The sequence below is a fragment of the Leptolyngbya cf. ectocarpi LEGE 11479 genome (assembly GCF_015207065.1).
Classification (GTDB): Bacteria; Cyanobacteriota; Cyanobacteriia; order Phormidesmidales; family Phormidesmidaceae; genus Leptothoe; species Leptothoe ectocarpi.
In genome coordinates this window covers 1-12,267 of sequence record NZ_JADEXP010000188.1, presented here as the reverse complement: position 1 = coordinate 12,267, position 12,267 = coordinate 1, and the positions used below count along the sequence as shown (strand labels likewise).

Sequence of the window (12,267 nt, the reverse complement as noted above, 5' to 3'; positions counted from 1 at the left end):
GTTCCGAATACCACGACCACACACCGCTTATCCTGTTTGGCTCCGTACCAAACCCCGTGGTCACCCAGCTCAATCTGGAACTCAAAAAGCAAGGCATCAAGGTCTCTGGCTGGCTCCCCGAAAATCGCTACACCGAGCTACCCGTTATCAAGGAAGGCTATTTTGCCTCCGGCGTGAATCCCTTCCTCTCACGCACCGCCTCTACGCTGATGCGCCGGAAAAAAGCCAAAGTCATCGGCGCTCCATTCCCCATTGGTCCCGACGGTACCCGCGCCTGGGTCGAGAAAATCTGTTCCGTCCTGGACGTTGAACCCCAAGGCTTAGCCGAGCGCGAAGCCCAGATTTGGGCGTCAGTAGAAGACTACGTCAGTCTCATCCGTGGCAAGTCGGTCTACTTCATGGGAGACAATCTGCTCGAGATTGCCATGGCTCGCTTCCTCATTCGCTGCGGCATGACCGTACCTGCCATTGGTATTCCCTACATGGATAAACGCTTCCAGGGCGGCGAACTTCAGTTCCTCGAGCGCACCTGTGAAGAAATGGGCGTGCCGAAGCCTAAAATCACTGAAAAACCAGACAACTACAACCAAATCCAGCAAATCCTAGAGATTGAGCCCGATTTGGTCATTACCGGCATGGCCCATGCCAACCCCTTAGAAGCCAGAGGTATCAATACCAAATGGTCGGTAGAGTTTACCTTTGCCCAGATCCATGGCTTTGGCAGCACCCGCGATATTCTTGAACTAGTCACCCGTCCACTGCGACGTAACAGCAATCTCAAGGATTTGGGATGGGACAAACTCGTCAAGGAAGAGGCTAACGTTTAGCAATTTCTAGACTCAACGGGTCGGTCGTTGTCCCAAAGCAATGGCCGACTCAGCCAGTATTTTTAGTCATCAGATTGTGGATAGCCTGCTTTATTGCTTGCGTAGAAACATGGATCGTGAAAATACTTTAGCGTCTACAATGTTAAGTATTTTCTAAGTATATTTATGGTATTAACTTTAAATACTTCAAAATAGTAGCACCTATGTAAGAACGTTATTGCCATGCGTCCTCGTCAGGACCTCATCACTATCTTTTCTAGTTATATTCTCATCGAAACCGATCGCTTTAGTCAGTGGCTCACAGATCCGAGATTAAAGCAGAGCCAGATCAAAGCCTTTGCTCAATCATCCGACACTGATAGATCCAAGCATGTTTGGGCAATTTATTGGCATCAGCTTTGGCCTACTCATCGACTTGCTCAAGGGCATCTTCTGGCTTACTTACAGGAAGCAGCCTATTGGAGTGCCCAGAAGCTTACCTCTCGCTTTACGTTTGATCGACTGACGTTTGGCGACTGTTTTCAGATTGCATTTCTAAAACTGGATAAACTGTTAAGTAGTTTTCAATCGGATCGAGGGGCTAGTCTCGAATCATTTGCCAAACATTTTTTTGGAAGCACCATCAGAAATGAGTTGCGCAGACTCCATGTAGCAGATCTCTGTGGTGATTGGCTTTTACTGAGAAAGACCTCAAAAAAACGGTTTATAGAGTCCCTTCAGATGGCGGGCTTGAGCAAGCAAATTATTGAACAATATCGGTTAGCTTGGGTTTGCTTTAAGCATCTTTATGGAGATTACCAAGCCGATGGTATACAGCAGCTGCCCAAACCGTCTGATGAAACATGGCAGGCGATTGCTGTGCTTTACAACCAGGAAAAGTTAACCCAGTTAACCTCCCCTGGCCCCACCATAAGTGCCCATGATTTAGACACATGGCTAACGGACTGTATCGGCTATCTTCGCAAAGCTCTCAATCCACCAACCACATCACTTAATGCACCGATACCTGGTTCAGAGGCAGGGCAGTTACAGGATAATCTACAGACTGATGAGCTGACTCCACTGGAAAATCTGGTGCAAATAGCAGAAAAAAATTTACAGAAAAATCAGCAACACCAGCTACGACAGGTTGTAGAGAATTGTATTAGCACCTTACCAGCTACGGACCAGTCATTGCTGCAGCTTTATTATGGCGGGCAGTTTACTCAACAGCAAATTGCGGCTCAACTAAATATCAAGCAATACGCTGTTTCTAGAAAGCTCACACGACTGCGCAAGACGTTGTTGGATGAACTGATAGCCTGGAGGCAACAGGAACTTGGTGGCGACTCAACTGATGTTGATATTAAGACTAAGTCTGACTATTTAGAGCTGTGGCTAAACGATTATTTTGAACCGCCGCAGTCAGACTAGTGCATAATCCTCAATAATCGATTCTATAGTTCTACCGTAAAGGACAAAAGCGTCCAAATCCCTGTATTCAAATATTTTTGCAATTGCTAAGTCGTTAGTTCCTATGTCGTTTACATTTGCAGATCCTAGACAGCTTTGGTTAGATATTTCTCCCTCTACCAAAGCTTCTGCATGGCAGCATAGCCAAGAGCTGTCCACATCAGGCGCCCGCGAGCAGGTATATCTTAACCAGCTCTGCATAAGTACTTGCCTAGCTTGGATCCAATCAGAATTGAATCCAGCAGCTGAAGCATTTCCGGCCCCTGATGCTAACCCGATTAGCTGGGAGATGGTAACGGGAAGTGCTGTCAATATTGACGACCTTAAGCTGGTTTTGATCCCCACTGATGAAATTGGCCAAGATGAACTGCGGATACCTCAGGAATGGATAGATATTGGGAGTTGGGCTGCGGACTATTACTTGGCGGCTACGGTTAACCCCGCTGAGAATTGGGTAGAGGTGTGGGGCTATGCGTCTTATGCACAGCTTAAGCAAAGTGGAGAATTTGATAGGTGCGATCGCACCTACAGCCTAGATGCAGAAGATTTAACTCTCGACATTAATGCATTGTGGGCTACCATCGACCATTGCCCCGTAGCTGATCTCAAAGCAGATATGCCAACAGACTTGGTTCTGGCTGAAGTATCGACTGCTCAGGGAGACAACTTAGTCACTCGCTTGGCTGATCCGGGCATAGCTTTTCCTCGACTAGCCATACCTTTTGCCCAGTGGGGAGCGATATTAGCTAATCAAGTTCAACGCCAAGAACTCTATGCTAAGAGGTTCAATGCGCTACAAGGCAATCTGGCGAGTTCGTCTAATACTTCACTCACCGAGTATCTACAGGGGATATGTAATACTGTTGCCGCTGGTTGGCAAGGTATTGAAGCCGTGTTCAGTTTAGATTCGCAACAGCTGGCCCTTCGCTCTGATCGAGGGAGAGAGGATACAGCTGGTAAACAAGCCAAAGTCCTACGGTTTGGTCCCGAAGTGGATAATCTGACAGTTAGGCTAGCGCTCATGTGGGAGGTGCTTTCAGATGAACGGATAGAAATCCAAGCACAGTTATATCCATCAGAAGAGCAACTGTATCTGCCGCAGAACTTAGATTTCAGGCTTTTGTCTGCGACCGGTGAGGTGATCCAGATTTTAACAACTGAGTCGGCTAATAACTATATCCAGATTCAACGAATTCGGTGTCCTGTGGGTTATCAGTTTAGTCTGGAGCTGGAACTTGAAGGGACAACTTTGGTTGAACATTTGACTGTTTAAGGGCTTTGTTGAGGAAGCATACGAGGGTTAGACAGTGGAGCATCAGGTTGTTATTCAGTTAGGTGAAGGTAGCTGGCAGCTAGGTTTTCCATCAGTTATCGTGCAAATTTGGGGTCGAGATCGCAGCGCTGGCCAAGTTGAGCAAACTAGAGGTCGTTTACCAGCTGCCCCCCATATACAAGACTTGTTTCAACGTTGGCAACAAGAATACACAGCCCTTAATGCCAATCTCGGTTTGCGCAATCCTACTCAGGTAATGGAAATCGAGATTGTTAGCAATGATATTACCCACATCTCTGATGTTAAGTTTGACGACCTGTGTAATGACCTCAAACAGCAATTTAACACCTGGATTCATGGCCCATCGTTTCTTGGTGTTGACCAAAGCCTACGGCGTTATTTAGATCCTAATAGCCAAATCCAGGTGGTGATTGAGGCAGAAGATCCGGGTGTGCGACGCTTTCCCTGGCACCTGTGGAACTTTTTTGAAGATTATCCCCATGCGGAAGTCGCCCTCAGTAATTTGGAATATCGAAAAGTGCAGCCTACAGCTCGTCAAATTCATGAGCAGGTACGCATTCTTTCAATTCTGGGGGATACCACCGGTATTCAAGTAGAAAAAGACCGGGCTACTTTAGAAAATCTTGGGGATACGGATATTCATTTCTTACAGGAACCATCCCGCGAAGAGTTTGATGAACATTTATGGGATGAAACCGGATGGGATATTCTCTTTTTTGCTGGACACAGTTCTAGCCAGCCAGGAGAACAAACTGGACATATGCAAATCAATGCAACTGAGAATGTATCCATTTCTCAGTTGAGAATAGCCCTGAAAACGGCTATCAGAAATGGACTACAGTTAGCGATCTTTAATTCCTGTGAGGGTATGGGGTTAGCTCGAGAGTTGGCTGGGTTACATATTCCCTACCTGATTGTGATGCGTGAGCCAGTGCCAGACCAGGTAGCCCAACAGTTTTTGACAAACTTTCTCAGAGCATTTTCCAGAGGAAACCCTTTTCCATTAGCTGTGAAAGAAGCTAGAGAAAGACTATACGGCCTTGAGAATAAGTTCCCTTGCGCAAGTTGGTTGCCGGTAATTTGCCAAAACCCTACTGCGCAGACACTGTCCTGGCCATCATTAAAGAAACAAACAACACAAAAAGTTTTAGAAGTAAACAGGACTCAACCCCACCCTAGCCAAATATCCTGGCCAATAAATCAACTCAGGAACTCAAGTCAGTCACGACGAGTAAGCTTAAAGACAACATTGCTAATAACACTGTTTACTACACTTGGTGTAATGGCAATAAGGTTATTGGGAATTTTTCAGCCAATTGAACTCAGCGCTTATGATCACCTAATGAGACTTAGACCTTTGGAACCACGAGATCCTCGTGTGCTCATCGTAGAGACAACTACCGACGATTTTAATCGATATGGCGGCTATCCATTACCTGATAAGGTGTTGACAGAGCTAATTGAGAAAATTGAAAGTTATAAACCTGCAGCTATCGGCTTAGACATGCATCGAGCTCAACCAAAAGGCACAGTAAAAGAACGTGCAGAATTGGTCAAACAGTTCCAAACCTATCCTAATTTACTGACTGTTTGTCTTTATGGAAGTCGTCTTAATGATTTCAAGCCACCTACAGAGCTAACACAGTCTGATGCTAACTCATCACTAGGATTTAGTAACCTTGGAAGTGATAAGACCCTTGACGAAGTGATAAGGCGTCAAGTCTTATTCTTCGACCCAAACAGAGCGAAGCCGACTAATAAATGCCCTAACTTCAGTCTTAGTCTACTTTTAGCAGATCTTTATCTAACACACCATAAACTTGCTTCTGTCAAAATCGATCAGAAATTGTACATGGGAGACACTATTATCGAACAGTTATTCAATCGGTTTGTTGGATATCAAGCTCTAGGTAATAAGTATCAAATGATGATTGATTACCGCTCTCATAATTCAGATATTCCCCCCTTTAGAAAAGTGCCTGTCTATCAGGTGCTATCAGATCAAGTAAATACTTATAGTATTAAAGATAAGATTGTTTTGATTGGAACTAACGCATCAGAACTTGGCGATCTTCACAAAACTCCCTATGGAATCAAACCAGGTGTAGAAATCCATGCTCATGTTATAAGTCAGTTACTTGATAATGCAGTACACAGAAAAAGGAGAATTTGGGGACTACCTCAATGGAAATTTATTCAATGGGGCGATACTATTTGGGTTCTAGGATGGTCACTGCTGAGTAGTTTATTTATGTGGCAGATCAGATCATCATTGAAACTTATCTTAATGATGCTTTTCGTAGCTTCTGCACTATATCTTGCGTGTTTATTAATGTTTCTAATAGGTGGGTGGATGCCTCTATGGCCATCAATTTTCACTATGGTTATAACTGCGGTAGCTTTAAACATTCCTTTTGGCACGTTATTTAATCAATTCTCTAAACGCACACTAGGTTAACTAGCAATAGGAGGTAGTTATGTTTACAAAAGCAAAAGTTTTAGTTGCTAGTTTAGCTCTTTTAGGAGGGCTTAGTGTTATGAGCACTGTCAGTTTTGCGAAAACAAAGATCCCTCAAGAATATTCTTTAGCATATCCCAAACTTGTGGTTGGTAGTTATCCACCTGTGGATCCACCACGTACTGGTACTCCAGCTGGTGGAACTCTCGATCCATCAGATCCTTGCCATTCTGACACTATCCACCTAGCTGCTTTAGCACCGCCAGATAACAGTTTTTCAGACTATCCAGATCTCGAAAAATATCCTTTATTGACCATCTCTGAGCGTCCTACTTTCCTATTTTATGTTCCTTATAGACAAGATCAGGTGCGCCACGGTGAATTTTCAATTCATGAGTGGCCAAACGAGGAAGCTAGTCGTCCTTATTCGGCAAATGTCACATTCCCTCAAACACCTGGTATAGTTAGTGTCTCTGTTCCTTCAAATTCTGGATATAGACTGGTCGATGGCAAAGACTATCGCTGGCGTCTAAAGCTTTACTGTGGCCCCGGAAATACAGCCAGCGACTACGTTATCGTACGTGGCACTATGAGAAAAATTGTCAAGGAAGCAGAAGCAGAAGCCCTCGTCAGTGAGTTTGCACCAGAGATCTGGTACGACTCTGTTGCTCGTCTTGCTGCACAATTACAGTCCTCGAACAGTAGCTCATTAGCCAGTCAATGGTCCAGCTTGATGCAGCTGGTAGAGTTTGGTAAAGCTGATTCTTCAGATTTCACTCCAGATCTAATACAGGGTGCTGCAACGGTAAGGTAACTGCAATTCATCCTAAGGTTTTGTTTATTATGGATTACTCTTTGTAGGGAGCAGGTCTTCTGACTGCCCTAGCAACTAGAGCCAGTTGCCGACAAGAACATAGTTAGCCCATATCGCTGCTGGCTCTCCTTGTCTAATAAACATAAGCTGTGCTTTGCGTAGCGCTTCTGCCTTAGAGCTGCCATTCTGAACTAGCTCAGTGTAAAAATTCCTCATAAACTCAGTATTGAATCTATCGAAGGCGGGCCAGAGCGCTGATACCGTGCTGCGCGTTCCAGTGAGTGTAGCGATACCGGCTAATCCTAGAATGGCCCGATCATCTCCTTGAGCTGATGAACAGGCGCTCAGAACCAGCAAATCAAGCGGTTCTCCTCGTCGCTGACTGGCTGTTTGAATAAGATTCCTAAGCTCATTCGCTTTAATCAGCTGATTAAATGCTGCAATGAACGTTTTGTTAGGGTTAGAGCTGAATTGACTATGGGTTTTAATATGCATAGCCGTATAACTCTTCTCAAGCAGCTTTTCCTGGATGTTTTTGAATGTAAACTCCTTATCCAGTAAAGGTTCACTAATCGATACACCAGTTTTTTTGATTGCCTGAAATTCATCTCTCAGAAACTGAATGGGTGCAAAATTCTCTCCTTCTAGGTTCGTCTGGCGAATTCCAATGCCTCCAATGAATACAGACAGTGGTGCCTGGGCTAAGCTGGGTTGAAATACTTCTTGTCTGGGTGCCAGGGCAATTGCATAGTCTTCAATCAGGTAACGATCATTATGTTTGAGAAAGGCCAATGGTGTTTTCCTCAGCACACTGTCCATGACGAAAACCAATGTTCCCTGCGATGTATTTGAATCAAGACTTTTTCTGTTGCTATTCAATGCTGCAAAGGCTTTATTAAGATCAGAGCGAAGAGGGTCAATTAACCACTGGTAAACTTTGTCTGCTTCTTGACGAGCTTCATAGGGTTCTTCAGTGGATAACAGCTGAAATAACTTCTCAACAGTGTTTTCTACTTCCTGTTTACTGACGGCTACAGAGTAGGCTTTTAGATCTTTCTGATTAGGTAGTTTGAGAACGATGGTTAGATGATCGTTGCTGAGAATAGTATGGATAATTGCGGCATTGGAATCACGAATCTCTTCCACAGGAGTCAAACCAGGTACATTACAACGTAGAAAATTTTCCAACTCTGCCAACTGTAGAGATCCGATTTCTGCGATCGCAGCCTTCAAATTAGCCTGTCTCGGTTCACCCTCACCTGGCGCTGGCTGCAGCAGTAGCTCAATCAGCTCTCTATAGACCGGTTCTACGTTGTCTCTAAACGAAAACTGAGCTTCTGAATCGATGGTTGATAAATTTTTTCGAGCTTTTTCCAGGGTAGTCACCGCTGTTTGATACGCGCCAATCGCCTGGTCCCGTTTGCTTGGGCCTTGCAGTACTAATAGTCTTCCCAGCTGCCACTGCCATCGATAAGCAATATCTGGAGCCTTATCCGGCTGACCAAGCTCTAATGCCTCCAGGGTATAGAGCTGAGCTTTTTGAATAAGTGACAACCCATCCTGGGAAGCATTTTTACCCAAGGGATTTGCCCTCTGAGCATATAGTCGGCCCAGAGTCTCGTAGAGATTGCCTAAATTACCAACCGCCAATGACTCCAGACGCTTATTACCCAAAAGCCGACTATTCAATGCGTCTCGATTGGACTCAAAGACGATAGTCTCCGTACGCTGGTACAGTTCCTGGGCCTCTTGACGAGACATGCTTAGCAAATGGGTAATATCCGACCATAGGGATTGGCCCCCAGTTTGTTCTAAATCAGCAAAACGCTCTACGGAGAGTGTTTTGCCAACTTCACAGGCATTTGCATAGAGTGCTGGAGGTGTTGTCAAAGCTTGCTCAGGATCTGCAGGAAGTAGCTGGCTTAAATTGATATTTGTATAGGGGCTACTGAGCTGCACCTCCAAATACTTCAACAGATTACGAGCCAAATTTAGTCGAGCATAGACCTTCGCCTGACTGACGGGTAGATCTTCAATGGTCGTCATCAAGCAATCCAGGCGACTGAGCTGGGTTTCAACCCGTTTAGATTGTTCACGTACCACACCACCAATGCCAAGTTCCCTAGTAGTAGAATCTGCCGTATTTTGCTCGGCGATATCTTCGGTAGCTAATTCTTCTGCTATCAGCTGATCTTCCATCGGTTGGACAGCGATGGGCTGGTCAGTGGCCCCGATTGTAGGTAAATCCTCTACTAGCCACTTGAGGTGTTCAATCGACAAACTTAGCTGGTTGAGTTTTGCCTGCAGCGCAAACAAATTTGAGGGGACATTTTGTTGCTGTACTGCATCGCGGTAGCAAAGGGCAGCCCGCTGATAAAATTCAGCAACTGTGTCATCTTCATCAATTTCTTCACCAAACCTGGCCACCTTAGGTTTTTCTGACTTGGGTACAAAACAGCCAAATTTTGTCGAAAACGATTTAGCATTTTCATAACGGCTATTTTTTCGATCCCGTTCCAGCTCCCCTAGCGCCGTCAATGTATTTCCCAAGCTTAAGTACAATGGCATCAGGAGAGGCTCACCTTCCGACAGTAAATCACTCAAGCTGGGAGTCGTTTTTTCATCCGCTTCCTCAGGAAGGTTATGAAAATGTTTAGCTCTAGCAATGGTCTCGGTAGATGGTGCAATTTTTGTCGCCAGCGTCAGACCTTCTTCGAGCACTTCTCGCGAGTCTTCTAGTCTGCCCAATACTCGTAGGGCTGCACCTAACCCTTGCCAGATGCTAGTTTCCTCCAAATCAGTGAGCTGATAGGCTAGTACAGTTTCTTTTACACGGGCTACCAAAGCCTTAAAATCAGGCGATTCTCTGACAAATGACGCGTGGCCATCATTTTGGCAGTCAAGTAGCGTTTCTTGCGTGTTGAGGTCGAGACTGTCGGTCAGGGTGATACAGCTTTGTAAGTGTCGTCCTAGGGTTTGCTGAGCCTGCACCTGGTTTAAACGACTTGTTAGCCACTGGCGATGAAACTGTTTGGATATCTGAATGTTAGGAGCGCTGGCTTCTAAATGGTCATAAATTTCACCCTCCTGACGCCAGTTCACTAAGGCATCTTCAGGATTGCCCTGCACATAGTTCAAACGCCCATAGATATCTAGCAGACGCGCTATTACTTGAGGATGGGAACTGTCGGTAATTTGAGCCTGAGAATTGTCGATAGTGACTCCGAGCAGTTCAAACCCTCTGATAATAGCCGTGGCCCCAGCATCCCACTGGCCCAGATGTTGATAGGCTAAGGATAGGTTGCCCAGACTAATAGCTAGCTGCAGCTCATGGTCACCACGCGCTTCAAATTGTTTAATTGCTTCCCTTAGTTTTTCCGCAGAGCCTAGATAGTTTCTCTCTACATAATCATCAGCGGCTCGCTGCACTAGCTGTTCAGCCGATAACGATTCTGGCAGCAGGTGGCGAGGAGGTTCAGAAAAATCAGAGTCTGCTGGAGCTAAGTCGGGCAAAACAGGTGCAGGATTTGTTGGCTCAGGAACAATAATGTCAGAAGAACTCGGTGTAGTAGGGGCCAACTCAGGTAGCTGGGATAGAGCAGGAGGCATAGTCACGGTAAAAAACACCGCTGCCAGCACCAGAGCCAAAAAACGAGACGGTCCGCGACGAATCTTTAGACCCATGGCTCCTAAAACGATGGATTGTATTGAACAGAGAAATGGATACCGTTTTCTTGCCATGTTCTATCACCCGACGCAACATCAACTAAAGGAAACCCTAAATTTAACCGTGCTCGTAAATCCCCTTGGGTCCACTGAAACCCGAGGCCAAACGATGAGCGCACCGACTGTACCGGATCTACACCGGATGTATTCCACCCCACCCCATAATCAACAAACGGAATCACTTGAAAGACCGCGTTATATTTTTGGTCTTGCAAAATAGGCAACAGCAGCTCAGCCGATAGCAGCAGCCCATTGTCGGTTACCAAACTATCCTGTCGATAGCCGCGCACGGTATTGGGACCACCTAGTGAGAACTTTTCAGAAGACAGCAGCGGATCGTCTGATAACTGAATATCTCCCCTGAGGACAAACAGAAAATCTGGATTTCGTCCATCTACTAGGCGGACCCATTGCCCCTGTCCGCGCCAGGCTAAAAAGCGACTATCGGGTACGACTACTGGAAAATTGGTGGGACTAATATTGGCTCCAAAGGCTCCGATGCCCAAGCTAAATTTGGAGCGTAAGCTGAATACCTGCAGAGCGTTTTGCCGAGTCCATTCTTGACCAAAGCTCATCACAAAAGAACGGGTATCGCCTGACGCGTCAGCGCCATCGCTAAACTGGAAGGGAATACCTAACAGTGAAGAACCACTGTCCCGTAGCTGGGCTCCCAGAGTAAGGGCAAACTCTTCGTAGGTGGGCAGTATCCGGGTGGCGGTGACTGATTCTGCAGTCGTATCAGACTGTTGGTCATCGTCGGAAACGACCGGGCGAGATATCGTTTTCTCAATTAAATCAACGCTACGGGACAGGGGCAGGCGGTATACCAAACCATAGGATTCGGACGCAGAACGAATATCCAGGCGGTTAAAGAGGGGTTCGATGATTTCGTTTTCGGTGTAGCTGTAGTTGAGGCTGAAGGTATCGTTTTTAGGGCTAAGGATAGCGGTGTAATTGGCACTGTAGGAGTCGCTGCCGTCACTGCGGGTGTAGCCGAGGTCGAAGGTATCACCAATGCTTAAGACATGGGTATTGCGGAAGGTAACCTGCTGCTGAAAACTGCCAACACTGGGAGAGCGAGAGTTGTTGAGACCTAGGGGAAAGTTAAATGTAGGGGCATCATCGATTTCAATATCGAGCAGACTACGGCCTGGACGGGAGCCGGTGGTAAGGGAGGCAGAGATACGATCAATCAGGGGATCGACCTGAAGGAGACGGAGATTGTCTTGTAGATGATCGACGTTTAGAACCTTGTCTTTAGTGACACCAACCCGTTCTTGGACGTAGCCTGTCAGACGGGAATCGTTAAACCGAATATTGTCTTCTAGCTGGTCTTCAACAATCTGAATGGTCAATATGGCCGCTTCGGGTGTACCGGATACGTCAATAACAGCTCCGGTAGTAGTGTAGCCCTGACTGGAGTAGAAACCAGCTACATCGTTGGCAACTTGGAATAGCTGTGGAGCGGAGAGGGTGGTGTCTAGGATAGAGAATAAGGGTGGACAGGGAAGTTGGGTAGAGGAGGCGTCTTCCGCTGTGGTGTCTAGTAGGGTATCGGTGACTAGGAAACCTTCTGGATTACAACCGGCATAGGTAGTGAGGGGGCTATTGAGTAGCTCTTCTGCTGAGAAAACGGTGTTGTCGGTAAACTGGATATTGGCGATGGTGACAGTTTCGCTAGGAGGGGTGTCGGGCT

The 12,267-nt window shown here is 46.1% G+C and carries 7 protein-coding genes; 5 read left to right on the top strand and 2 right to left on the bottom strand.

Features of this window, described 5'->3' with window-relative positions; genetic code table 11:
* The 5 genes from IQ260_RS18560 to IQ260_RS18540 all read left to right on the top strand — a co-directional run.
* The coding region (locus tag IQ260_RS18560; protein WP_193994594.1) for a ferredoxin:protochlorophyllide reductase (ATP-dependent) subunit N at positions 1-827 on the top strand (827 nt) is incomplete at its 5' end.
* A gap of 222 nt (positions 828-1,049) precedes the next feature.
* On the top strand, positions 1,050-2,240 hold the full coding sequence (locus IQ260_RS18555) for a sigma-70 family RNA polymerase sigma factor (protein ID WP_193994593.1): 1,191 nt from the start codon (positions 1,050-1,052) through the stop codon (positions 2,238-2,240).
* Positions 2,241-2,343: 103 nt separating this feature from the next.
* Entirely contained in the window at positions 2,344-3,552 is a 1,209-nt protein-coding gene (locus IQ260_RS18550) for a DUF1822 family protein (protein WP_193994592.1), read from the top strand.
* A 34-nt stretch (positions 3,553-3,586) separates the two neighbouring features.
* Positions 3,587-6,031, top strand: coding sequence for a CHASE2 domain-containing protein (locus tag IQ260_RS18545; RefSeq protein WP_193994591.1), 2,445 nt, complete (start codon positions 3,587-3,589; stop codon positions 6,029-6,031).
* A 19-nt stretch (positions 6,032-6,050) separates the two neighbouring features.
* A complete protein-coding gene (locus IQ260_RS18540) occupies positions 6,051-6,845 on the top strand; it encodes a DUF928 domain-containing protein (protein WP_193994590.1) in 795 nt (264 codons plus the stop codon).
* A gap of 75 nt (positions 6,846-6,920) precedes the next feature.
* Here IQ260_RS18540 and IQ260_RS18535 read toward each other — a convergent pair whose 3' ends face one another.
* Both IQ260_RS18535 and IQ260_RS18530 read right to left on the bottom strand, forming a co-directional pair.
* On the bottom strand, positions 6,921-10,529 hold the full coding sequence (locus IQ260_RS18535; RefSeq protein ID WP_193994589.1) for a CHAT domain-containing protein: 3,609 nt from the start codon (positions 10,527-10,529) through the stop codon (positions 6,921-6,923).
* A 5-nt stretch (positions 10,530-10,534) separates the two neighbouring features.
* On the bottom strand, positions 10,535-12,267 hold a 1,733-nt coding region (locus IQ260_RS18530), incomplete at its 5' end, for a ShlB/FhaC/HecB family hemolysin secretion/activation protein (protein ID WP_193994588.1).

Excerpts from the sequence above, each read along its gene's own strand:
- IQ260_RS18535 (WP_193994589.1), bottom strand. The coding sequence starts at position 10,529 with ATGGGTCTAAAGATTCGTCGCGGACCGTCTCGTTTTTTGGCTCTGGTG.
- IQ260_RS18540 (WP_193994590.1), top strand. The coding sequence starts at position 6,051 with ATGTTTACAAAAGCAAAAGTTTTAGTTGCTAGTTTAGCTCTTTTAGGA.
- IQ260_RS18555 (WP_193994593.1), top strand. The coding sequence starts at position 1,050 with ATGCGTCCTCGTCAGGACCTCATCACTATCTTTTCTAGTTATATTCTC.
- IQ260_RS18550 (WP_193994592.1), top strand. The coding sequence starts at position 2,344 with ATGTCGTTTACATTTGCAGATCCTAGACAGCTTTGGTTAGATATTTCT.